The sequence below is a fragment of the Metamycoplasma orale ATCC 23714 genome (assembly GCF_000420105.1).
GTDB classification, from domain to species: domain Bacteria; phylum Bacillota_I; class Bacilli_A; order Mycoplasmatales; family Metamycoplasmataceae; genus Metamycoplasma; species Metamycoplasma orale.
Window position 1 is genome coordinate 1 of sequence record NZ_ATUH01000010.1, and the last position, 26,854, is coordinate 26,854.

General features: G+C 25.3%; 14 protein-coding genes, 1 other RNA gene and 1 pseudogene. 14 read left to right on the top strand and 2 right to left on the bottom strand.

What is annotated here, in order from left to right; all coding sequences use genetic code 4:
- The 10 genes and pseudogenes from F795_RS07005 to ssrA all read left to right on the top strand — a co-directional run.
- Positions 1-173, top strand: a pseudogene (locus tag F795_RS07005) (IS30 family transposase); the annotation flags it as partial.
- A gap of 281 nt (positions 174-454) precedes the next feature.
- Complete coding sequence (gene ruvA, locus F795_RS06685; RefSeq protein WP_022936138.1) at positions 455-1,066, top strand: Holliday junction branch migration protein RuvA; 612 nt, start codon at positions 455-457, stop codon at positions 1,064-1,066.
- Positions 1,050-2,003, top strand: coding sequence for a Holliday junction branch migration DNA helicase RuvB (gene ruvB, locus F795_RS0102415; protein WP_022936139.1), 954 nt, complete (start codon positions 1,050-1,052; stop codon positions 2,001-2,003). The genes ruvA and ruvB overlap by 17 nt, the downstream gene beginning before the upstream one ends.
- A gap of 33 nt (positions 2,004-2,036) precedes the next feature.
- Positions 2,037-4,652: a protein translocase subunit SecDF gene (gene secDF, locus F795_RS06690; protein ID WP_022936140.1), complete on the top strand. Its 2,616-nt coding sequence runs from the start codon at positions 2,037-2,039 to the stop codon at positions 4,650-4,652.
- Positions 4,653-4,675: 23 nt separating this feature from the next.
- On the top strand, positions 4,676-5,944 hold the full coding sequence (gene hisS / locus F795_RS0102425) for a histidine--tRNA ligase (RefSeq protein WP_022936141.1): 1,269 nt from the start codon (positions 4,676-4,678) through the stop codon (positions 5,942-5,944).
- Between the two features lie 28 nt (positions 5,945-5,972).
- Positions 5,973-7,640: an aspartate--tRNA ligase gene (aspS, locus tag F795_RS0102430; protein ID WP_022936142.1), complete on the top strand. Its 1,668-nt coding sequence runs from the start codon at positions 5,973-5,975 to the stop codon at positions 7,638-7,640.
- Positions 7,641-7,680: 40 nt separating this feature from the next.
- Positions 7,681-7,932, top strand: coding sequence for a preprotein translocase subunit SecG (gene secG, locus F795_RS0102435; RefSeq protein ID WP_022936143.1), 252 nt, complete (start codon positions 7,681-7,683; stop codon positions 7,930-7,932).
- An 8-nt stretch (positions 7,933-7,940) separates the two neighbouring features.
- Positions 7,941-10,139 carry a ribonuclease R family protein gene (locus F795_RS0102440; RefSeq protein ID WP_022936144.1) on the top strand — a complete coding sequence of 733 codons (2,199 nt, stop codon included), beginning with the start codon at positions 7,941-7,943 and terminating at the stop codon, positions 10,137-10,139.
- Positions 10,140-10,157: 18 nt separating this feature from the next.
- Positions 10,158-10,592: an SsrA-binding protein SmpB gene (gene smpB / locus F795_RS0102445; RefSeq protein WP_022936145.1), complete on the top strand. Its 435-nt coding sequence runs from the start codon at positions 10,158-10,160 to the stop codon at positions 10,590-10,592.
- 5 nt (positions 10,593-10,597) lie between these two features.
- Positions 10,598-10,986, top strand: a transfer-messenger RNA (tmRNA) gene (gene ssrA / locus F795_RS03765).
- Between the two features lie 84 nt (positions 10,987-11,070).
- Here the strand turns inward: ssrA and hpt are convergent.
- Positions 11,071-11,634, bottom strand: a complete 564-nt coding sequence (gene hpt, locus F795_RS0102450) for a hypoxanthine phosphoribosyltransferase (RefSeq protein WP_022936146.1) — start codon at positions 11,632-11,634, stop codon at positions 11,071-11,073.
- Entirely contained in the window at positions 11,609-12,280 is a 672-nt protein-coding gene (locus F795_RS06695) for a deoxynucleoside kinase (protein WP_022936147.1), read from the bottom strand. Before F795_RS06695 ends, hpt begins: the two co-directional genes overlap by 26 nt.
- Before the next feature lie 216 nt (positions 12,281-12,496).
- Here F795_RS06695 and F795_RS0102460 point away from each other — a divergent pair, with 216 nt between their 5' ends.
- The 4 genes from F795_RS0102460 to F795_RS06710 all read left to right on the top strand — a co-directional run bounded on the left by F795_RS0102460 (position 12,497) and on the right by F795_RS06710 (position 26,850).
- The gene (locus F795_RS0102460; RefSeq protein WP_022936148.1) at positions 12,497-21,898 is read left to right on the top strand and encodes a PDxFFG protein; all 9,402 of its coding nucleotides are present in this window, start codon (positions 12,497-12,499) and stop codon (positions 21,896-21,898) included.
- A gap of 12 nt (positions 21,899-21,910) precedes the next feature.
- Positions 21,911-24,700: an ABC transporter substrate-binding protein gene (locus F795_RS06700; RefSeq protein WP_022936149.1), complete on the top strand. Its 2,790-nt coding sequence runs from the start codon at positions 21,911-21,913 to the stop codon at positions 24,698-24,700.
- A 117-nt stretch (positions 24,701-24,817) separates the two neighbouring features.
- Positions 24,818-25,867 (top strand): ABC transporter permease, encoded by a 1,050-nt coding sequence (locus F795_RS06705; protein ID WP_027120291.1) that lies wholly within the window; start codon positions 24,818-24,820, stop codon positions 25,865-25,867.
- A 2-nt stretch (positions 25,868-25,869) separates the two neighbouring features.
- A complete protein-coding gene (locus tag F795_RS06710) occupies positions 25,870-26,850 on the top strand; it encodes an ABC transporter permease (RefSeq protein ID WP_022936151.1) in 981 nt (326 codons plus the stop codon).
- Positions 26,851-26,854 lie beyond the last annotated feature (4 nt).

The window sequence follows — 26,854 nt, forward strand, 5'->3', positions numbered from 1 at the left end:
ATGGTTTATTTAGGAGATTCTTTCCTAAAGGAACAGATTTCAATGATATATCACCTGAAGAAATACAAAGAGTAACAACCCTAATAAATAAAAGACTAAGAAAAACTTTAAACTATAAATCAGCTGAAGAACTATATGTTGATGCTTATAATAAAACCATAGAATCATTGTAATATAGAAAATCATAACCAAAAAATACAGCAATTAAAAAATTGCAATTTTTCGTTTGCAATTTTTTAATATTTTAATTTGTTTGTAATAGAATAAAGTTATAAGCAACAAGCGTTGCACTTCATACTTCATTCAAGCAAGTCCCGACAAATTGGGACTTTTTAAAATTCATATTTATTTATATATAAATAAATATAGCAAAATAAAAGTCTCAAAATGATCATATTTCGATATTTTTGGTTTTAAAATTAAGGTGCATTGATAAAAATGCAGAGGAGAAAAGATGACCGTATACAAGTATGGTAAAATTGTGCATGTAAATTCTAATTATTTAATATTAGACCATAATGGTAGTGGAGAGCTTATTTATGTGCCAAATATTTCACGTTTTGTACGTGATGATTTTAAGAAAATATTCATTTCTAATATAGAAAATGAATATATGAAGGTAACATATGGATTTGAAACATTTAAAGAACTAGTAATGTTTGAAGATCTTATTTCATTGCAAGGTTTAGGTCCTAAAACTGCAATGACTATTTTAAATGAAGGCTGAGAAAAAATATTAGCCTTAATTGCTAAGGGCGATGCAAATGAATTAGAAAAAATTAATTTTGTGTCTAAAAAAATAGCAAATAACATTATTTTAAATTATAAAGATAAGTATGCAAAATTCCTTGAAAAATTGGATGGGAATTTTGAAGAATATAATAAAAAATTAAAAGTTAATAATACATATATTAATCAATTTGAAGATACGATGAAAATGTTAGGTTTTAAACCTAGTCAAATTAAATATGCATTAAATAATGTTGAAGTTAATGAAAATATTGAAAAATGTGTTGAGGATGCAATTAAATTAATTAGTCAACATAATAATGAAGTCAGAGTTTAGAGTTAATTCATTCAATGATTTCATCGGTCAATCTAAAATCAAAAAAACATTAAAGGTTATGATTGCTGGTGCTAATCATTTGAAAAAACCAATAGATCATATTTTATTTTATGGTCCGCCTGGATTAGGTAAAACTAGTTTAGCTAAAATAATTGCTACTGAAACAAATAGAAATATTATTTATGTTCAAGGGCCTTTATTAGAAAGAAAAAGTGACTTGCTAACATTGCTTTCCTCAATAAAAGAAAACGATATTATTTTTATTGATGAAATTCATGGCATAAATAAAAACATAGAAGAACTTTTATATTCCGCTTTAGAAGATGGTGTTGTAGATATTGCAATTGGAGTAGAAGGAGATAAGCGAATTATGAGGATGAAATTAAACAAATTCTCATTAATTGGAGCTACTACTAAAATTAATTTAATATCTAAACCATTAAAAGATCGATTTGGATTCATTGGTAAATTAAATAATTATTCTAATCAAGAGATAGAAAAAATTATTTTTAATTCTGCAAAGAGAAATGAAATTCAAATCGATGAAGAATCAATAAAAGAAATAGCAATACATTCTAGACAAACGCCAAGAATTGCTAATAATTTATTAAAACGAGTGTATGACTTTGCTCTTTATGAAGAAACAAAAGAAATAACATTAAAAATTGTAAAAAAAGCTTTTGGATTTATTGGAGTTTTTAAGTTTGGATTATATATAACTCAAATTGAATATCTTAAAGTTTTGCATGAAGTATTTAATGATTCATATGGATCATTAGAGGCAATAAGTAGTATTGTAAGGGATGATAGATATACAATTGTTAATGAATTAGAACCTATACTTTTATTATATAAATTAATAGAAAAAAGTCCAAGAGGAAGAAAAATTACGCAAGCAGGAATTGAGTATTTAAATAACATAAAATTTGCTTTATAAATCGTCTTATTATGTTATAATAAAAACTTAATTATGAAAACAGGAAAACTAATAAATACTAAATTAAGATGATTTATCAATATATTATTGTTAGTAGCAATGATACTAACAATAATTTTTGGTTCTATTTTTTATCTAAAACCAAAAATGCAAAGTTCAACTTCAAATGTTACAAGCATTAAATCAGTTTTAAAAATAACAGAAACTTCAAATCAAAATTTAGATAATAAAAAATTGCCTAAACAACAAAATATATTAAATACTACAAAACAATATTTAGAAAAAGCCAATTCACTTTCAAGTTACGATGTTTCATTAAGCGGAAAGAATTTATTAGAAGTAATTGACTACAATGGAAAAACTGAAGCAGAAAAACAAAAATTGGTTTCTTCCTTGGTTAATAAACCATATTTAACATTTACTGATCAAAATGGTGATCCTATTTTTTATCGTGGTAGATATCAATCTTTAATTGAAAAAGATCCAAATCGTAAAACATTTAAAGATTTTATTCAAGGAGATCCAGCGGATTTTATGCCTTGATTAAAAGAATCTCCTGCCGATTATCATAATTCTAAAGGATATTCAAATAGAGTTAGTCTTAACTTTACTAAAGAAGGATGATCTGAATATATTAGATGGGGAAACGAATCTTATATTTTATATTATTATCGTGGAGCAGCTGCTTCTAATGCTTATGTTTGAACTAATCTTAAAGAATTCTACGAAACTTATAAAGATGAAATAGACTCAAAATGAGGTGGCAATCCTGTTAAATTTGCTTATGCTGATGGAAGAATAGCACCTGAAGAAATTAAACCTAAAGAAAATGAAAAAGATAAGAAAGCTTACACTTTAAATCCTTATTTAAAATCTATTGCTTCAAAATATTTAATAAGTGCTGCACACCCACTTGCTATGGTACCTTCAGATTCAGCATTATCTTCATATATTTATATTTATAATGAAAACAAAAATGGATATACTGATGCTGAACTTGCAAGAATGATTAACTATTCAATGTCTCCATTTGAATTAGTTCAAGAATATTCATATTTTGTAACAACTAACAAAGCCGTTACTAATAAATATTTAGTAATTCTTGCAATAATGTTTTCTCTATTTGCAGTATTTTTGATAATTAGATATAGATTTTTTGGTTTTCTTTCATTATTATCATTACTATTCTTTATATTTGTTTTATTAACTGCAATTATTGCTTTAGGCATTAAAATAACTCCTATTGTTGCTATTGCAATTATTGTTTCAGTTATTGTTGCATTTGATTTAATTCACAATACTCTAGATTCTATGAAAAAAGCAATTAATGAAGGTTCAAATGCTTCTAAAGCAATTGCTAAAGCTAGAAAAACAACTTTAATCCCTTCTTTAGATGTAATTTTTGTTTTATTAGTTTATTCAATATTCAATATTTATATTAATTTATCGCAAAACTATGCAATTAGTTTAATATTATTTGCTTCTTCAATTATTAGTCTAGCTATATCTATAATTTTAAATACGCTTATTTTACGTAGCTGAGTAAAATTAGAAATATTTGATAATCGAATTGCTTTGGTATCTTGAAGAAATAAATCTTACCAAAAGGCATATAATGTTAATTTAATGTCAAAATCTAAATATTTCCCAATTGGTTTTGCTCTTTTTGCAATTATTTCAATAATTGTTGTTTTATCAATTGGTTTCTCTAATCATTCACTTATTTCGGGAATTAATTTAAATTCTGAATTACGTGGTGAATATCAATATATGTTAATGTCAAATAAAAATTCATCAATTCCATTTTTCGATGAAAGTAATGTTAATGCTATTCAAGAAGCTTTAAAATCTTCTCCTGATTTAAAAAATGCAATAATTTCACAAGTTGTTCTTGAAAAATTTAGCACCAATACTAATTATGCAATTTTAATTCGTTCTAAAACCGATATCGAAAATACATTAGTAACATTTCAAGGTTCTTTACCTATTTTAGCAAATTCTAAATTAATTGCTAATAATATTCAACCTATGAGTATTGGATATGATATCGCTACTTTTGCGATTATATTCTTCTCATCATTTGCTTTAATTTCAATATATGTAATGATTAGATATTCATGAGTCGCTACAATTATTTTATGAATAAAAGCATTATTTGTTGGTATTCTAACATTTGTTATTTTATTTACATCATATGGTTTAATAAGTTATAGTTTATTTGATGGCTTAATGCTTGGAACTGTTTTTGTAATATATGATTCAATAATTAATTTTTCAAAAATTAAAGAAGAGCTTTCAAAAGATTTAAATACAAAAAACACGATTTATTCTAAAGAAAAATTGCAATTGATTTTTAAAGAATATATTGTTAATATCTTTTCAAGACAATTAATTCTTGTATTAAGTGCTGCTATTTTATTACCAATATGCATTATATTTATGAATTTATTAAATAAATCAATAATTTTAATTACAAGCTTTTCAATTATTTCAATTGCTTTGATTAATTTCTTTATGCTTCCACTAATTTGATGCAATATTTTAGTTCAAAAGTATAAGATGAAAGAAAAAAGAATTAAAAACAATTTCTGAAAAAATGTTGGTGTTGAAGAGCAAACATTTTCACACATCAATGATTTTTCAATGTAATATAATTCTTTTAGAGGTTAAAAATGTTAATTAATAGAGTTAAAGGTACACGTGATATCTTTTCAAAAAATGCTAAAGCGTTCAATTTGATTAAAGATACTTTTTTTGATGTAGCAAAAAAATATAATTATAGTTTTATTGAAACACCTATTATTGAAGATGCTTCATTATTTATTAGATCAGTCGGTGAAACTAGTGATATTGTTTCTAAGGAAATGTATTTATTTAGAGATAATGGAAATAATTTAATTGCCCTTAGGCCCGAAGCAACAGCTTCAACAATTAGAGCTTATGTGGAAAATAAAATAAATAACTTTAATGGAGAAACTAAATTATTTTATTTTGGTCCAATGTTTAGATATGAACGCCCTCAAAAAGGTAGATTTAGACAATTTTATCAAGGTGGTATTGAAATGTTATCGCCTAAATCTATTTTGACAAATTTTGAAATAATTAAATTTGCATCAGATTTTTTAAATGAATTAAAAATAAATGATTTTGTTTTAGAAATAAATAATTTAGGCTCGTTTGAAAGTAGAAATAAATATATTCAAGAATTAAAAAAATATTTTATGCAATTCAAAGAAAAATTATCTGAACAATCACAAATAAGACTTGAAAAAAATGTACTTAGAATTTTAGATGATAAAGAAGATAGCGAAAAAGATTTTGTTAAAAAAGCTCCAAAATTATGAGATTTTTTATCCAAAACTGAACAACAAGAATTTAATGACCTACTTAAATTATTAAAAAAATTTAACATTAATTATTCAATTAATTATTCTTTAGTAAGAGGGCTAGATTATTACAATGATATTGTGTTTGAATTTGTTTCAACCTCTGAAGCATTAGGAACTAAATCAACTATTTTAGGTGGTGGACGTTATAATGGAATGGTTGAAGAATTAGGCGGGCCTAAAACAGATTCTATTGGTTTTGCTTTTGGCGTAGATAGGATAATGGAAATTATTTTATTTAATGAAAAAAAATATGAAGAATTAAATGATAATTTAGATATTTTAATTAGTTTTTTGAATGAAAAAGAAGAAAACGAAGTTATTTGTTTAGCTTATGAACTTCGTAAAAAATATTCAACTTATCTTTTAAATGAGAAACAAACGCCAAAATCATTATTTAAAAAACAATTCAATTTAAAACCTAAATATTTAATTTTTAAAGAATTAAATTGCAAAGAAAATGAATTTAAAATAAAAAGTTTTGATGGAAAAGAAACTATATCTATATGTAAAGACATAAATGATTTTGAAAATGTCATTAAAAAATTAAACTAATATATATAAAAAACAAAAAGGAAATAAAATGAAAAAAATTTATTGTGGAAAATTAAACTTAAAAAACGTTAATGAAGTTGTTGAATTATATGGCTGAATTTCAAACAAAAGAAAATTTAAAAACCAAACTTTCATTGATTTTAGAGACTCAAGTGGTTTAGTACAATTAGTCCTTACCAACGTTTCTGATCCGCTTTTAACAAAAGAAAGCTGTTTGTGAGTTAAAGGTAAAGTAGTAAAAAGACTTGAAGCAAATAAAAGTATTGCTTCTGGAGACATTGAAGTTGATGTTATTGAATATAAAGTTCTAAACACTTCTAAACAAATTCCATTTGAAATAGATAAAATAAATTCAGCAAATGAAGATTTACGTCTTGAATATAGATTTTTAGATCTAAGACAAGAAAAAATGTTATCAAATTTAAGATTTAGACATAAACTTCACTTAGAAATTAGAAAGTTCTTAGATAAAGAAGGTTTTATTGAAGTTGAAACACCTATACTTTCAAAGTCTACTCCCGAAGGAGCTAGAGACTATTTAGTACCTACTAGAAGAAAAGGCAAGTTTTTTGCTTTACCACAATCTCCACAATTATATAAACAATTGTTAATGGCTTCTGGCCTTGAAAAGTATTTTCAAATTGCACGTGTATTTAGAGATGAAGATTTAAGAAAAGATAGACAACCTGAATTTACACAACTCGACCTTGAACTTTCATTCGCAAATCAAGAAGATATTTTTGAATTATGCGAAAATATGTTTAGAGAAGTATTAAAGCCATTTGGTTTTAAAGTTAAAACTCCTTTTCCAAGAATGGACTTTTTCTATGCATTAGACAAATATGGTACAGATAAACCTGATACAAGATTTGAATACTTAATTGACGATTTACCACTTAAAAAATCTGAATCAGAAAAATTATTTGGAAAATTTGATAATTACAAAGCAATTATTTTTGATAAAAATGTTTTAGAACACAAAAAAATATTTGAAGAAATATTTTCTAAAAATAAAGGCGAAAAATTATTTTTAATTACAAAAGAAGATGCGTTATATTCAAAATTTAATTCTTTAACATCTAAATTTAAAAATGAATGTACTATTATAGTTTCTGCTGGTAACCATTATGAAAACACTTTAAAATCTTTAGGTGCTATTAGAACTCAATTAAATGAGATTTATAAATTAGGTTCGCCTGATCAACTTAATTTCTTATGATTAGTTAATTGACCAATGTTTGAATGAAATGAAGAAGAAAATAAATATGATGCTGCTCACCACCCTTTTACCCAATTTGATGAAAGCACATTAAAATATATTGAATCAAAAGAATATGAAAAAGTTAGAGCTAAATCTTATGACTGCGTTTTAAATGGCTTTGAATTAGCATCAGGGTCTATTAGAATTTATGATCCTAAACAACAAAAACTTATGTTTGATGTTTTAAAATTATCTGAAAAAGAACAACAAAATAAATTTGGTTTCTTTTTAAAAGCATTTGATTATGGTCTTCCTCCACATTGTGGTATTGGATTTGGAATTGAAAGAATTCTAATGATTTTAACTAATTCAATGTCAATAAGAGATGTTATAGCATTCCCTAAAAATGCAAAAGGTATTGATTTAATGTCTTCTTCTCCATCTGAAGTTACTGAAGAACAATTAAAAGAATATTCACTTAAAATTGAAAAATAAATTATTTTTAATTATAATAAATAATTAATTAAGGAATTATATGAAAGCACAAGCAATTGCATTAACAACTATTTTAATAATAATATCATTTTGCATATTATTTTTATCATTGCTTTTAGCTCCTGATTCTAATAGTTTTAGCGGGGCTTTGGTCGGAAGTAATGACCTTGATTTATTTAAAGTGTCTAAAGAAAGAGGCATTAAAAAAATAATCAAGTGGTCTATGTATACATTAGGCATATTACTTTTTGTTTTGGCTATTGTATTAAGATATGTGCTTCAAAAAGGTTAATTTAAATAATGAATTCCTATAATAATAAAAATAAAAATTTTTCTCATCATGATCATGAAAATCTAAAACCTATTGAAGAAAATAAGGTTTTAGATTTTATTACTAAAAATTATGGAGCAACTTTTTTAGATATAGCTCGAGGCTTAAAAATTCACTTTTCATTAAATAATAAATTAACAAATTTATTACGCAAACTTTGTGATGAAAAGAAAATAGATGTTTTAAAAAATCAAGGTTATTATGCGCTTAAGTTTGTCAAAGAAGATGTATTTACAATATCTATAACTGCAAAACGTTTAGGATTTATAGATTTTGAGCAAAACGAAGATGGTTCATTTAAATCAGCTTTTTTATATTCAGACCAACTTAAAAATATTTTAGATAAAGACGAAGTTCTAGCTAATATCTATAGTTATATTAATGATAAAGATGAAACTTTATATAAAGCCAGCATTATAAATGTAGTTAAACATACAATAACTAAAGTTGTTGGTATTTTTTTACTATCTTATAAAGGTAAAAGACAGTTTGTGGCTTTAGATGAAAGAAATAAAACTAATTTTCTTATTTCTAATTTAGAAAAACTTAATCACTCTCAAATAAAAAATAATTATGATGTAGTTTCTTGTATTGTTGTACAGCCTAGTCCTAATAAACACAATTCTAAAGATTATGTTGAATTAGTATTTGATAAAAAAATTGCAACACTAGATGATAAAGATTATGTGGTTAAAAAAATAATGACTACAAATAATGTTAATGAAACATTTAGCGATGAACTTACAGAGGCAATTAAAGAAATACCAAAATTTGTTAGTGATAAAGAAATTAGCGAAAGAAAAAATCTTATTGATTTACCTACTGTTACAATTGATGGCCTAGATACTAAAGACTTTGATGATGCAATTTCTTGTTATAAAAAAGGCGAAGTATATAAATTATTTATACATATCGCGGATGTTTCTTATTATGTTAAAGAAAATAGTCCAATAGATAATGAAGCTTTATTAAGAGGCACAAGTATTTATTTACCAACTAAAGTTATACCTATGCTACCATTTGAACTTTCTAATGGTATTTGTTCTCTTAATCCTAATGAAATTAGATGTTGTATTACTTTAGAACTTGACATTGATAAAAAAGGTAACAATATTGCTCAAAACATATATCCATCAGTTATTAAATCAAATTATCGTCTAACTTATAATGAAGTTAATGATTATTATGAAGGTAAAATTACTACCATTCCTAATGATATTAAAAACAACTTAAATGATGCTAAAGATTTATCTAAAATTATTTTAGATAAAAAAATTAACGAAGGTTATGTGGATTTTGAAATTGAAGAAGCTAAAATCATCATGGAAAATGAAACAACTGTTAAAGACATTGTTATTAGAAAAGATGGAATTAGCGAAAAATTAATTGAAGCATTTATGATTAGAGCAAATGAAACTGTTGCTAAAATGATGTTTGATAAAGGTTATCCTTCAATTTATAGAGTACATGATAAACCAAGTCCTGATAAACTTTTAATGTTACAAGATTTAATTAAATTTTCACATTATAAAGATGTTAATGTACCTTTTGATGGTGATCCTAAATCTTTCCAAATAATGGTTCAAAAATTAAAAGAACAAAGTTTTAATGATTTTATTAAATCGGCATTATTAAGAACGATGCAAAAAGCGATATATTCTTCTAAAAATATTGGACACTTTGGATTAGCTTCAAAAGAATATTCTCACTTTACATCGCCAATACGAAGATACCCTGACTTATTAATACATAGATTAATAAGAAAATTTATCTTTGAAAAAAAATATAAGGAAGATAAATACGAAGAAGAATTAGATAATATAACTCGTATTTCTGCACTTAATTCAGAAGCTGAAAAAAATGCAATGCAAGTTGAAAGAGATGTCGTTGATTTTTGAAAATCTAACTTTTTTGAAAAGTTTATAAATAAAACTTTTGATGCAATGGCAATCAGTGTTGAAAAATTTGGAATATTTTTTAATATAGATGAATATCAAACTAGCGTACTAGTAAGATTTGATTCTATTATAGAAGATTCTGTATCTGCTATTTCGCAATTTGAAGCCAAAGGAAACAAGCTAAATATAAGAGTTGGAAAAATATATAAAATATTAATCGAATCTATTGATAAAGACAAAGGAAAAATTAATGCCAAATTAGTTATCTAATTTGTATAATATATTATTATGCCTAAATTAATAGTTAAAAATAAATTTGCTAAATCTGATTACGACATTCATAGTACTTATGAATGTGGTATTTCGCTATTAGGCTGAGAAGTTAAAAGCATAAGAGCAAATAATGTTAAATTAGATAATGCTTTTTGTACTATTAGTTTAAAAAATGAGCTTTGATTAAATAATGCAAATATTGCCCAATATATGCTCGTAAAATGTGACCCAGTAAGATCTAGAAAACTTTTAATGCATAAGAAAGAAATACTTAAATTAAAAAATTTAATGGATCGTCTTTCTTTAAACATAATTCCATTATCAATGTATTGATCTAAAGATAATATTAAGCTAGAAATAGCTCTAGTTAAACGTCTTAAAAAGTTTGATAAGCGTGAAAAAATCAGAAAAGAAGAACAAAATAAAAAAATAAAAAGTATAATTTATTAAGCAATGGGGGTGTACTGGCTTCGACAGACATCTAAGTTAATATATTGCAGTGGTCTGGTAAACCTTAAATACTACTAGGCTTTTTTAAACGGAAACGAAGAAAAAACCGAAGATCAAGTTGTTGATCTTAACTTTGTGGCTATGTCACAAAGCCAATCAAATCTAGTATTCGCTTAAGTAATACTAGTCGATTCTCTGTATTGTCCTATATAGAGTAAGTCGTTGTAAGGACTTGATATTAATTATTCTAACTACATTAATATGACATTTAAGTTAGGCTATTTTGTTAAGCTTTTTATTTGAATATCTTTAATAGTACATGCAAATAAATAAACTGTAGATTTATATTAACAAGGATGTGTGGACCGGGGTTCAATTCCCCGCATCTCCACCATTTTTTTTATTTTAGTAATTTCTTCATAGTTCTTAATCATAAATACAAAGTATTTATATGCAAAAAATATAATTAAAAAAGAGACTATTTTTTATTAATAATCTCTTTTTTAATAACGCCTATGTAAGGTAACTCTCTAAGCTTTTCTTGGTAATCAAAGCCAAAACCAACGACAAATTCATCTTTAATGTCAAAACCATATTTATCTTGATTAAAGTCAACTTTTCTACCAGATTGTTTGTTTAGTAAAGTAAGAACTTTTAAGCTCTTAGGGTTTCTTGATTTTAATAATGCATATATTTTTTGCATTGTTTTTCCAGTATCAATAATGTCTTCGACAATTAAAACATCTTTGTTTTGAATGTCATTAGCTAAGTCTAAAATTATCTTAACAGAACCCGTTGAAGCTAATGTGCCTGCATATGAACTCACAGTCATAAAGTCTAATATGCATTCAACATTAACATTTTTTATAAGTTGAGCAAGAAATGGAAATGAACCTTTTAAGAGTCCAACCATTATTAAAGACGAAGAATTTTTATATTCTTCATTTACTCACTCACTTAATTCTTTAATTTTAGATTCTAAAGTTTTTTGATCAAATAGAATGTATTCTATATATTTATTTTGTTTGTCCTTTGATTGCATTTTGTGTCTCTTCTTCAATTATTTTAACAGCTTCATTAAATACTTCTTTTTCTGTTTTATTGTTGGTATCAATTATAATATATTTCATACCAAATTTAGCAGCTATTTCTTTAAAAATAGTCAAATAATTTTCATGCAATTCCTTAAAATAATCTAGATTTTCGTTTCAGTTATTTATTTCTGATTCTCTTCCACGTTCAAAAATCCGTTTTTTAAATGTATCAAAAGTTATGTCAAGATAAATTGCAAAATCAGGCAATTCTTCTTTTGAAATAAGTTTTGAAAATAAAGCGTCATACGCTTCAAGATATTTCTTTTCTTTTTTAGAAAGTATTAATTTTGCAAAAATGTAATGTTCAACCGAAAAACGATCTAAAAATATATGATCTTTAATTTTGTCAAGTTTCTTTTCGTTAAATTCTTTAATAACATCTGCAAATTTTGCTGAGTGGTTTTCTACAATATACGATTGAAAGCCGATAGTTAAATTGGGTTTGTTTTGATATAATCAATCTAAAAATGTATTGAAAACCTCATCATTTTCCTCAAACTCATGAAGCATTATTGACTTTTTATAATGTTTTGCCAACTTTTCAGCTAATGAACTCTTTCCTGCGGCTATCATACCGCTTACTCCTATAATCATCTTTTTCTCCTTAAATTTATAAAAATAAAAACAATATTTAAAATATTGTGATTTTATTTTACATTTATTTTTGCCATTTGTTTATAAAAAAATAAATATTTTTCAATGTTTCATGCAAATTAAAAATATGAAAAAAGTAAACATTTTTGGTATAATAACGAATATTTTATAACTTAATATATTTAAATATATTAAGTTCTTAAAGGAGATAAATATATGAAAAAACATAAACTAAATTTAAAAACTAAAGTTTGACATAAGTATGTTATATCTTTAGGGTCTTTAGTACTAGCCACTTCAATTACTTTAGGTTCAATGTATGGATATTCAAAATGTTCTGCAGATAGAACTGGAAGAAAAAATGAAACTGATCCATATTATTTAAAAAATAAGTTTGTGCAAACAAATGAAGCCAAACTATATTTTGTTTCTGGAGATAAATCAGATAAGGTAGCTAATATTATTTATGATAAGAATTTCGGTCATGATGGTTGAAAAGTTCAAATTATTAAAAAAATAAAAAATCAGGTTGCGAAAAAAGAACTTGATTTGTCTGAATACATAAATAATTATTACAATGAAAACAAACACTACCCAATTTTAAATATTAAATATGGTTCATTTGACTTTTTTAATGAATATTTAGAAGCTGTTAGCGCACAAGACTTTTTTGATTTTACAAGATGATTTATGTTTAATGTTTCTTGAGGACCAGAAATTATAACATTGAAAGAATTTTCAATTGTTAAAGGTGTGGAAATGAAAGGTAATAGCATAACTTTAGGATCACACTCTGATCTTAATAAAGAATATATGACTATTAAATTCTACCCTGATGCATTTTTTGGTACAATGGCGGTTTATTCAGAACTTAGCGGAAGAGGAAATGCTTCTGATGCTTTAGTTTACAAAATTAATAATAAATTATTAACTAGCAACGAAATTAAAGACTTATTAAAAAATACTTCTGCATATAATGCTTATGCAAATATGACTAAAAAGGAAATTTCTGCATATTCATTTAGAAGTATAGATGATATAAGAACTTTAATAGGTTCTAAAGTTTATGCTTTGAAAAAACCAAATTGATATTCTAATTTAGAAAATAATTCAATTTTAGATTTAGAAAAATCTAGATTTGACCTTGCAAATGACTATTTAACTTTAATTAATGGTTCTAACATAAAAGAAGCAAAAACTAATTTAAAGGCAAAACTTGCTGAAAGTACTTCATTTGATAAATATAATTTATTATCTTCCGTAGATTTTAATTCTTTAGAAGAAAAAGTAATTGCTGAGGTTTCTATTGAAACAAATTCAATTTTTAATAATAAATTTAAAGAAAATTATTTGAGAATTTCGTTCGCTGACGGCTCATATTATAATTTATTCGCTTCAATGACTGATTTCAAGCAAATAACAGGCTCAGCTCTAAAAACTGAAACTAATGATATTAAAAATATTTTTAATATTGATAAGGCTATTGAATTTGCTAAGAACACTTATGAAAAGGAAAATGTTAGATACAATCAAACATTTCCTTTAATAAATGACAAACTTAAAGAATTTGAAAGTCAATTGAAATTCAACGAAGATGACTATACAAATGGTAAGAAAGAACTAAATGATCTAAAAGTTGTAAAAGAAAAAGAACTAAATGATTTAAAACTAACCGATCCTACTTCTGCTCAAATTCCAACCTTAGAAGCAGACTTAGCTGAAATTAATAAAGATTTAACCGCTCTTGAAGTAACTTACACTAAAACTAAAACTCAATTAATTGCTAAAAAAGATAATTTTATTTCAAAAAATATTACTTTAAAAGCAAAACTTGAGGCTATTAGTAAAAATTATTCTGAATTAATTTCATCAACTACTGAGCAAAATGGCAATATAAAAGCAAAAGAAGAATACGCTAAAAAGATTTTTGAACTTGCAAAATCCTTACAAATTACTGCATCAGGTATTTTGCAATCTTTAAGTTTACCTTTAAAAATTGATGACAATGACTTATTAAGTGAAGAAACCACAATAAGCATTTATCATGTTGATTTAGCATATTTACCTAACCAATTAATATCTAGAGACTCTTTAAGATTGATTAGTGAAACTAATTATTTAAATTGAAGAGATTTCTTTAATATTAAAAACTTTACAAATAGTGCAACAGACGAAAATGAATTTTATATATATTCTCCTCATTTTAAATCTTTTGTTGAAGAATGAAATAAAAAACATAATGATGCAAAAGTTAAATTGAATTACAATGAATTAATTAATGATATTGAAAGAATAAAAACTGAAAAGCAAGCTATAGATAAACAATTGAGTGAAATTGATGCCGAATCTAAATCATTAGAACAAAAATCATTTGGGTATATTTATCTTGAACTCAAAGAAGCATTTTTAGATAATGAAACTGAAGAAAAAGATTGAAATATAAAAAACTTTATAATGCCGGGTACTGAATTTGCTAATTCCCCATTAATTACTCAAAAAGATTGAGGAGATTTTTGTGCTGTTAACTTTGAAAATTTAGATGAATATTTAAAAATTGTTAAAACTAGATGAGATCTTTTTTACAATAAATACTCTTCATTTGTTATTACTCATAAAGATTTAGCTAAAGAAATAGAAGATGCTAGGGTTGAAATGGAAAAACAAAAGGAATTACACCCTAATTGAACTACTGATTGAGATGAATATGCAAAAATAAAATCTTATATTGATGCATATGAAGCTAAATTAAAACAATGAAAGGATTTAAAAGCAACAAATCCAAATTATGTTGATTATGTTGATGTAAATAAAATTGCTGAGTTTAATGAAGCACTTAATAATGTTTTAGCAAAATCTTTAGAACATAAAGATAAAAAAGAAAATTATTTTGACCTTAAAAAGAAATCACTTCAAAAAGATATGGAATTAAGATTAATTAAATTTAAATTTAATTACTTAACAAATATTGTTAATAGAACTGATAAAAATATTCAAGATCTTTATTTAGAATATATCAAAAAATTTGAAAACGAAAAAGCTAATTTACAAATTTTTATTGATGAATATATTACTAATTTAAAAAATAACTTTGATTTGAAACAAAAATTAATACTTGAAAAAGTTAAAAATGAAAAAGATATTGAAATTATTACTCAACTTTTGAATAAATCAGATGCAGACGTTCAAAAATCTAAAGATATTTTACAATTTGTAAAAGATAAAAATACATTTGAAAAGAAGGCCAAAGATTTAGAAAAAGAACTCATTAATTTAAAAATTGCAGAATATACGGACTCAATATTAGAAGATATTAATGATATTTTTCCAACTACCCATGCAGAATTAGTTGAAGACTTTGCATTAGCTGACAAAAACAATGATAAACTCACTAAATACGATAGTGAAAATCAAAAGTTATTAAAAACAGCTAAAGATCAACTTTTAGCATATGCACAATTTGCTGATAGCAATATTTTTAAAATTAAAAATGCAAATAATGATATTTATACTAAATTTAAAAATATTAAAAAGATGGTTGAAAGTATATCGGATGACTGGACTATGACAGAAAATGAAACTGAACTTAATAGTTCTAATTTTAACTATGCCGAAAACTTAATTATGTTTTCTAAAAAAGCTAAGGCAGCAATGGAAGAATGTATTACTGACATCGCGCCTTTGATTACTCAATTAAACAAAATTAAAGCAGATACTGCAACAAAAATTGCTGATGCAACTTTAGATCCAACAATAAAACAAAAATACACAGATTTTCACAAAATAATCGATGATCAAATTAAAGAACTTAATAAAAACAAAAGCACAATGAATAGCTTTATTGATGACTATTACGTTCAAAAAATTAATGATTTAATTACAAAATATGATACTGTTACAGCAAAGCCTGAAATTGTATCAAAACAAAATGAATACAATCAAGCTTTAAATGATGCAAAAGAAAAGCAAAGAGTTATTGATGAATACAAAGCTTTAGGCATTATTGAAGCAAATGAAGATCAACTAGCTTTATATGATAGTTTTAAACAAAAAATTGCTAATATAACTTTATCTAATCAAAAATTAGAAGAAGCTCTTGCTAAAGTAAATGGAGCATGTCCTGAAGAATTTAGCAATAGAACTACTTCAACTTCAGAATTACTTAACATTATAAAAAAAATTAATGATAGAGAATATGAATTATTAAATAAAAATAATTCAGATTTTAGTACTTTAAGTACTATTGAAGAAAAGTTAGCTAATGCGGAAATTCAAAATTTAGTTGTTTCAATAACAACCGAAAAAATAAATAATGATATAGAAAATTTAATTGCAGAAATTAATGGTTACAAAAAAGTTTATTTAGAGGATTTTGAAGAATTAAAAAATACTGAAAAATCATTATTTGAATATGAACTTAAATTATTGGAACTTGAAGCAATTAAAGAAAAGATTAATACTGATCCTACATTATTAGCAGAATTAACATTAATTGAAAATGAATTAAATAATCAAAAAGCGATTTATGAAACTAATTTTGCAAGTTTATTAACAAACTTACAATCTTCATATGATGATTTGATTGAAAAAATTTCAGAATATCAAACAAAAACCCAAACCTTAAAACAATTAAATAGTCAGTTATTTGAAAAACTAAATGATTATTATCAAAAATCATCTGCTATAACTAATAAATATTTAAATAATGAAATAAAAAATATTTCTGAATTTGCAAAAATGATTTCAGATTTTGAAAATAATAATTCAGAAATATTTAATGAAAAATTTGCACTTAAAGCCTTAAAAGATAAAGATATTACTTTATTGGACGCAACAAATAATTTTAAAAATAGTTTTTCAAATTATGCAAATGTTAAAGAAAATCTAAAACCCAAAGTTAAAAGCACAATAGAAGCAAAATTAGCTATCAGTAAAGAATATACATTATTTGAACAAAAAATAAACTTTGCTCAAGCATTAATAAATGATAATATTGCTTTATTTAGAAAATATAATTCAGAATTGGCCGAATTGAAATCACTTTTATCTTCTCCTTCATTAGACCCCGCTCAAAGACAAGCTATTCAAGATTTAATTAATGAAACTGAAGATAAGATTAATGCAATTAGAACCAAAGTTCCACTTATTCAAGCACAAGGTCTTGATGCTCAAAATAAATTTAAACTTATATTAGATGGTATTGGCGAAGAAAATCTTTTAGATTTAAGAAAATTAAATTTTGCTTTAGATATAGAAAAAGCAAATTACTATAATAGTTTTAAAGAATTTGATGATTATGCAAATGAAATTAAACAAACAATTTCAAATAAAGTTAGTCTTGCAAATCCATATGATAAATTAAATGACAAATTATTTAATGGTTTAACATCATCTTTACTTTTAAATAAAAAATTATTAATTGCATCTGAAATAAACAAAGAATATAATGCAGATAGTAAATATAATGAAATACTTACTGAAAATGATTTAATAGTTGCTAAAACTAAAATCGAATTACGTGAAAAATTAATTAAGTTAAACTTAATTAATAAAGATACTTTGGAAAATGACCCCATATTAACTCAATTTACAAGAAAAGTAAGTTTACAAAATATTAATAAAGAAAATACTAACTTATTGCTTTCGTTTGCCGAAAAATCAAAAGTTGAAGAATCATTTGCTTCATTTAGTGGATATAGTGATAATATCCTAAAAGTTTCATTTAATGCTAATAATTCAATTGCTACTAAAAAAACAAATGAAATATTTGCTTTACTAGGATATAAAAAAGTTGTTCTTCCTCGTTTGGTTCGTGAAGAAGGAGATATTAAAGATAGTCACGGAAATATAATTAAAGGATATTCATTATTTAGTGATGGATATGAAAACTTATTAGATGAATTACTTGATAAAGTTCCATATGCTGCTGAATGATTAGAAGGCGAACACATCGAAAAAACAATTGATAATAATGGTGTGATTAAATATGAACTTAAAAACGGTAAATATTTAGGCTTTACTAGAGATAGCCGTGTAGGTCTTTGATCTGTACTCAAAGCAACTAATCCTGATTTTAAAGGAATATCTATAGATTTTCTTAAATTTGTTGCTGCCCATGAATATGGACACCATATGACTTTAAATGGCGCACAAAACTTGGGAGATAAAGGAAAAGAAAATAATCCAATATTTGTTTCGGCTTTAACTCCAGGTGCAACACCAGGGATAACTAATTATTACAATAAAGAAGCTCTCGACCTTTATTTAAAAGCTCGTACTAATTTATTATTAACAACTAGAACTTATTTAAATGGCAAATATATTATTGATAAAAATGGTGAATATCCATCATTTATTTATCCGCACCTTGATGGCTCAGGTAATTTAGTTTATGACCCTGCAATTGGCGAGGAAAAAGAAGAAGACATTTGAGGAACAAAAATAAGTGACCCAGATATTCTTAAAGCACTTAAAAATCAACGTCGTCGTTTCATTCAAAATTTTGAAGGAATGAAAAAAGCTTTAGAAGAAAGAAGAAAAGTTTTAGGATTTAATGATCCTAATAAAAAAGGTATTTCTTTATTTGATATTTGATTATCAAATGCTTTGGATACTTATTCAGGTACTTTAAACCCTACTGTAAAAGGTGAGGCTAAATACCTTGTATTTAATAAGACTAAAGGAATTTATGAATTTACTAAAGCATCTCTTAAAATACTTGATGGTATATTAAAAGACGGTATGGGTAATAAGATTAAATTTGAAGAAGATGCATCGGGCAAAATTTCTGCAAAAATTGCTGATATTGAATATGTAAAACAAGACCTTGATAAAGGTATTGAAGGTAAATTTATTGTTAAAGAAATATATGTATATGATAAAAATGGACAACCTGTAATTTCAACTTTATTAAATAGCGACTTATATAAAAATAAAGAATATGGTCCTGAAGCAGTTCAATATGTATTAAACAAAATTGAAGAAATTCAAAAAAATATCGAAAGTTTAGTAGTTAAAGAATTTATTATTAATGGTTGAGATGATTCTTCAACAACATTAAGTGTTGAACCTAAAATGTCAATTAATTTTACAAAAATGACTGATCTTGGTAAAAAAGCAGAAGAATATAACTCAACAAGAGAGTTTTATAAAAATTACATTAATGAAAGAGACTTTGCTTCTAAGCAAATGACTTCTAAATGAATTAATGACCCTGTTTATTCGTATGAAAATGGTAAACCTTATGGTAAATCGTTGCAAGAAGCATTAAGTGATTTTAATAGAGATGATTATTTCTGCAAAATTGATGATACAACAGTTGGCGCATTTACAAAAGCACTTGCAAAACTTATTATTAGCGGTGGATGACATTATTTAGCTACTCCTTATCCAACATCTTCCGGATTTGAAACATACATTAAAAGTACAAATAAATCTTATATTGCAAATGCTAATTTAGATTCTTCGTTTACTAATAACATATTGCATGAAGATCTAGGTTCTGCATTAGAAGAATTTGGTATTGCTAAAGCATTAAAACCTTTACATATGATAGGTTATGAACTAGTTGGCAATAAAATAAATGAAAACTTATGATTAGCATATGATGCAGCTAATAAAATAGTTTCTAACTACAATGATCCAGGTAATGCTATATTTAATAAATTTATCAATATCAATTCAGTTAAAAAAATTAAACTTAATACTTCACTTCTTTCTAAAAACATTAAAGATTCATTATTTAATTCGATATATTATAATGATGGAACTCAAACTCTTTATGGCGAAGACATTGAATTTAATGATATTGCAAAATGATTTGAATTTGTATCACTTGATTTAGAAAAAGCTGTATATGATGCAACCAATCATAAAGTAAATTGAGATTTAGATTATGTAAAATCTAAGTTTAGTCTTGCTTCATTTAAAAGAAGTTTAAAAATAACTTTTGCACAATATGAGAATACTTTAAACGATGAAGATAAAACTAAAATAAGATATTTAATTGAACAAGCTTCTGATCAAGAAGTAGCAAATGAAATTATTGATCGTTATTCTAAATCTAAACTAGCAGCATTTACTAGCGCATTTAATTTAAAAGATATTCAAACTAAAAACTTATTCTGATTATTTGATCAAAAGATTGGTTTTGGCGCTTATAAGACTGATAAATTTAATTTAAAAGACCCTGACTTATCTAAATTTGAATTTGATAAAGAAGCTTTAGTTAAAGCCATAAAAGACTTTGCTACTGAAAACGATGTTAAAGAAGAAAATCTTACTAGCGTTGATTATTTAGTTTTAAGCAATAGAATTTCATTACAAACTGAACAACTTTATGCTTGTTTAGTAAATAATAGATTTAGTTTAATTGATATATTAATGACTTTTGTAAATGGTGTATTTAAAAAAGTTTCGCCTAGTCAAGATGCATTAAATTACTTTAATTCAAAAAATGAAAGAAGATTTAATGAATTCTTTACTGACTATACATATAACTTTGCCGAAGTTATTAACCGTGATAACTTACAAATTACTTATACTCCACCTACAACTGAATTTGGTAATATGCCTTCATTTTTAAGTGGAATTAGTGAAAGCACTACTGGACTTGAATATGTAGTTGATGCTACATATACTAAGAAATGGCTGGATGCAGTTATTAAATTTGATAATAGTAGTAGGGATAATAATAAATCACTTGTCGATGCTATACTAAATTATAATAAAGCTAAAAATAAAGAATATGAAAATTATGCTAATGCTTATAATCTAAAAAATAATCCTATTACCTTGTCAAATAAAGATGATTTTAGCAATGGACATACATTTAGAAACTCATATTTTGGTCAACTTCAAATTAATAATAATGGTTGATTTAAAGATAGATGATATCGTGAATTCCTTGACTTTAAACTTTATGATGACCAAGGTAAAGATATTCAAGATGAAACTATTAGAATAAAAGATCTTGAAGGAAATAGAGTCGAAAGTCGTGCAAGAGCTTATTGAGAATATTACATTCAATCACAAGGTGTTGGAAAGCGTTCAATGAGCGGAATTTGAAGAGACAAAGACAAAGATGCTATTGCATTTTATGGGTATATTCCTAAACATTTAGCAGATGAACATGATATTAAATATTTAGCATTTAAAGATAAAAAAACAGGAAAAATTACAACAGTTGCTTTAAATACTAAAGATAGTAATAATATGTTCTATTACAAAGAACAAAATATTAATAATGAAAATATTGCTTTAGAAGATAAGAAAAATAATACAAATAATGCAAGACATTATTTAGCTCAAGAAAAATACATTTGAGAAGATTCTAAAGGAAACAAAAAAGCAGGTGTTGGATTTGTATCTTATGCTTCTGATTATATAATAGCTTCTAAATACAAAAACGCATTATTATTACCTGGGCATGAATATGAAATATATTTTGCTTCAGATGCCTCAGGAACATTTGCATGTGAAGTATTTTTAGGCAATACTGAATCAATTTCTGAAAATGGTAAAACATTTTCACAAGCCCCTACATCAATAAGACAAGAAAAACAAACTGATGGAACTTACAAAATAATTTTAAAAGTTCAAGATCAATTTAATATATTCTAAAAAGGAGTAAATATGAAAAAAACTAAAAAAATAATTTTAACTTTAAGTAGTTTAAGTACATTAGCTACTCCTTTTATGTTTATTTCTTGTGGATGTAAAAATAAGAAAATTGATTATCAACTTGGTTTATCAATGGCTCCACTTAACTCTCTTAACTATATTAAATATCTATCAGTTGATAAAGTTTTACCTTCTTTAGTTGAAAGTCCTTTAAAACAAGGTCCTAATGAAGCACTTAAAAGAATATACCGTCTTCCAGAAATTAAAATGTCTTTATATGGTGGCGATAATAAATCTAATAGTATGGAAAGTTTTGTTAAAGAACATGCTGATGGTATTACTTCGCCTTCAAGTCAATTTTATCCATTAGATCAATTTGGAGCTACAACAGGAACAATTTTAGGTTCTAATAATTATTTACCTCAAATTAGTGCTATAAGAACTAATAATGATAAGTTCTTATCTATGTCAATGAATTTAAATAATGGACTTAGCAAATGATCTAATGGTGATGATGTTTATGCAGAAGATTATATTGATGCATTACATTATATTTTAGACTTTAATACTGGTAGTCAAAAGCAAACCAACTTATTACAAAAGAAAATAAAAGCTAGTGCAAAAATGTTAGAAGCACAACAAAAATATGTGCTTCAATACAAACAAGCATATAAAAACCCGTTTGGTTATCCAGAATTAATTAAAAATGCTAGTGGTAAATATGAGTACAAAATAACTGATGATGTTGATCCTAATGAACCTTTTAAAACGCTTTGAAAATCACAAGTAACTGGCGATGAAAAAGAAGTAGAAGCTATTAGAAAAGCAGCATTAGAACTTGGACTTTATTCAGGAAGATTATACTTTAATCATTCAAATGATGAAATTTTAAGTTCAATACCTTATTCGCCTGAATTTGATTTTAATTCCGAAATAACATATGCAATGTTGCCTAACCCAGAATATAATATTCAAACTAAATCAGAAACCGAACTTAAAAATATTCCTAAAAGAATAAGAACTTTAATAAGGAAATATCCTTATTCAGACCCTTATCAAAAATGAGATTTATCTATGCTTTTAATGAAAGCAAATGATATTAAAATTAAATATCAAAATCAATATCCTGGCCAAGCTTTTGATAATTTAAAATTATCAATACTTAATGAAAGTGAAATAGATCCACATGAAACTATTGAAAACTTTAATATTAAAGATTATGGTAAAAGATTAATTTTTGCTTATAATGAATATTCATTTAGAATTGAATATGATAGTTTTGAACCTACTTCTTTATCAAATGCTTATCATGATTTAGAAGATACTTTAATTGCGGTAAATCGTAAGTTTATTGAATCAATTGGAGGAATAAATAATTTTGGCCTTGATAAAGATAAATTCTTAACAAATGGTGCATTCAATATTGGCGATTTAGTTTTTGGTCCACAAGGATATATAACTTTAAATAAAAATAAAACTTATTATTCTTCAGAAAAAACTATTTCAAATAAAATAAAAATTTATTTTAGCTCAGATGCTAACTTAAATGCTGCATTATATGAAGATGGGTATATAGCAGCAACAAAAATTCCTGCTATACAACAAATTGGATATTGATCAGATTTAAATTTTAGAAAAAATATGCATAAATCTTCTGGTTTTGGAACTATTGCTTTAGGTCTTAACTTGGATAAAGAAACAAATAAAAACAAATATTTATTTGACAATAATTTACGTAATGCAATTTATTATGCTATTAATAGAAATGACATGTTAAAAATTGTTGGGTGAAACTCTTCATTTCCCGTTAATACATGAACTGCTTTCGGTCAATCATCTTCAAGTTTTGGTGATGCAACTGAACTTGGTTTTGATCATGATACTATGCTTACTAAAGTTGATGATAAATTAGAACTCCCAATTCAAAACTATAAACATATTGACCATATGGCAAAACAATTTAAGTTTGAACACGTTGATAGAACTGACTTAACATATCAACCAGAAATTGCTAATAAATACTTAGATTTATTTAAAAAAGCAAATCCTAATTTAAAATCAATCACATTAAGATATATTCATAATTCAACAGATGAACAGTTAAACGCTGGAATCGGAATTAAAGATGCACTCAAAAAAGCATTTGGCGATTATATTGATTTAGAAATTAAGGGATTGCCTGAAAATGTTTATGAAGATGCTCGTACTAGAGGTCAATTTGATATTATTTATAGAAACTTTGACACCTTTGGTTCAGATTCATATTCATATGTAAGAGTATTCTTTAAACCAGATGAAATTAAAACTAAAGAACAAAAATCAACAGGATTTAGAAATAATCCAGCTGGTTCTTGAACTTACAAAGATTATTTTAATGCACTTGGTGTGCATAGAAATTCACTTGATGAAATTATTTATGATAATCCTTCAGAAATAATTAAGTTAATGGATAGATTAAGATTAGATAAAGATATTCTAGAAAAAATTATTGATTTATCATTAATGAAAAAAGATGAATCTGTAAGTCAATATACCGAAAGATATTCTGCATTTTTCTCAGGACAATTTACAGAAAAAGAAATTCAACAACAATTTTCGGAAAGAAAAATAGTTGCAACTATAGCTTCTCTTGAAAAAATAATTAGAGATGCAGCACCAGTAATTCCATTAATGGAAGTTGATACTTATTGAGAAATTTCAAGAGTTGGAGGAGTTAACTCACTTTATAAATATTCATTGCAATATGCTTATGATGTTAATAATCCACCAATTAAAACATTACCTACAAAAATAGAATTTTAGAAAGAAGGCAAAATGAAAGAAAATATACAAAATGAAAATCAGACATTAAAAACATTATTTGAATTAAAAAAAGAATTTTCTAAAAAAGAAAAAGAATCTAAACCTTCTTTTGAAATTTTAACTAAAGAACAAATATTAAAAAACAAAGGTAATAAAATTGAAAATTCTTATATTGATTTTAATAATAAAATCAAAGTAAAAATTCCTTGATGAAAAAGAATATTTAATATTCAATCTCCCTTAGCTAGAGGTATTATAAGATCAGTAAAAATGATTCTTGAATTTTTAGTAGTAGCTTGAATAGTTATTACAGTAACTTTTTTCTTAATTAACTCAGTTCCAGGCTCAATGAGTATTACTGCAAACCTAGATGATGCTCAAAGACTTGCTATTGAAACTCAATATGGGCTTAATTTACCATTAGGTAGCCGCTATTTAGTTTATTTGCGTAATTTATTAAAAGGTGATTTTGGACTTTCATTTTCTGTTTTTCCAGGATCTTCAATTAATAGTTTCATTTGAGTAAGATTCCTTAAGAGTTTTTATATTGGAATTTATTCAGTAATTTTAACTCTTTTAATAGGCATACCCGTTGGGGTTTATGTTGGTATGAATCCTAACAAATTACCAGATCATATTTCAACAATTTTAGTTTCTATTTTTTCTTCAATACCATCATTAGTATTTGCTTTACTATTATTATTAATTGGTAGAAAATTAAATATACCTTATATTTTTGATGAAAAAAATTTAGTAACTTATATTCTTCCAGGTTTTGCTTTAAGTTTAGGTTCCATTATTGTATATATAAAATATATACGTGCTGAACTTAACCGTGAACTTAATTCACAACATGCTAAGTTTTGTTATCTTAAAGGGATGACGAAACGTCGTTTTGTTTGAAAACACGCTTTAAAACCTTCTTTATTCCCAATTGCTACATTTTTCCCGGTAGTTATATTTGGCAGTTTTATAGGTTCTATGTTTGTTGAACAAATTTATTTAATTACAGGTTCAGGTGGTCTTTTACTACAAGCAATTACTTCTAAGGATTACAACATTATTTTATTTATGGTTTCTCTTTTTTCACTTATCACAATATTATCATATACATTGCGTGATATTCTTTATGAATTAATTGATCCACGTGTAAGGAAAAGAGGTTAATCATGACTAAAGAACAAAGAGAACAATTTAATGAAAACTTAAAAAGAGAAGAAGAAAGATTAGCTCCTAATAAGTTTTTACAACCATTAAATTATCAAAAATACAAATTAGTTTCAGGAATTATGAATTACCGAGAAACTTCATATATGTCAAATCAACAAAAACCTTGAAAAGAATTTTTCTATAGATATTCGAGAAATAAAGGTGCAATTATTGGATTTGTAATTTTAGCTGTTTTAATTTTATGCGCTTTATTTATTCCATTCTTTACACAAGATCCTTCAAAACTAAACCCAGATAAAATATTTAAAACTTTTTTTACTGATGGACATATTTTAGGAACCGATCAACAAGGACGTGATATTTGAGCACGTTTGTGATGAGGACTTAGATATTCATTAACTTTAGCTGTAGTATCTACTTTAATTCAAGTCTCAATTGGACTAATAATTGGAATAATGATGGGACATTTTAGAATATTTGACAAAATAATGACATTTATTATTAAAGTTGTTTCAAATATTCCATCAATTATAGTTCTTATAGTTATTACAATTGTCCTTCAACCAACATTTTGAGTTATCATATTTGCTTTAACATTTACTTCTTGAACGGAAATTGCAAATCAAATGCGTTCACAAGTATTAAGAGCTAAAAACTATGAATGAGTATCTGCTTCAAAAATTTTAGGTACTCCTACTTGAAAAATATTGCTTAATTATTTACCTGTAGTCTTACCGCTTTTAATTACTGAAATTGTATTTCATGTACCGGGTGTAATTCTTTCGGAAACTTCATTAGCATTCATTGGACTTTCAATTCCAAATAAATCAACACTAGGTAATTTAATTACTGAAGGTTCAAAAATCTTTGCAACTTCACCAAGATATGTTTTAGTTCCTTCATTTATGTTAATTTTAGTTACAACATCAATTCAATTAATTTCTGCTGGTGTTCAAGATAGTCTTCTAAGACAAAGATAGGATA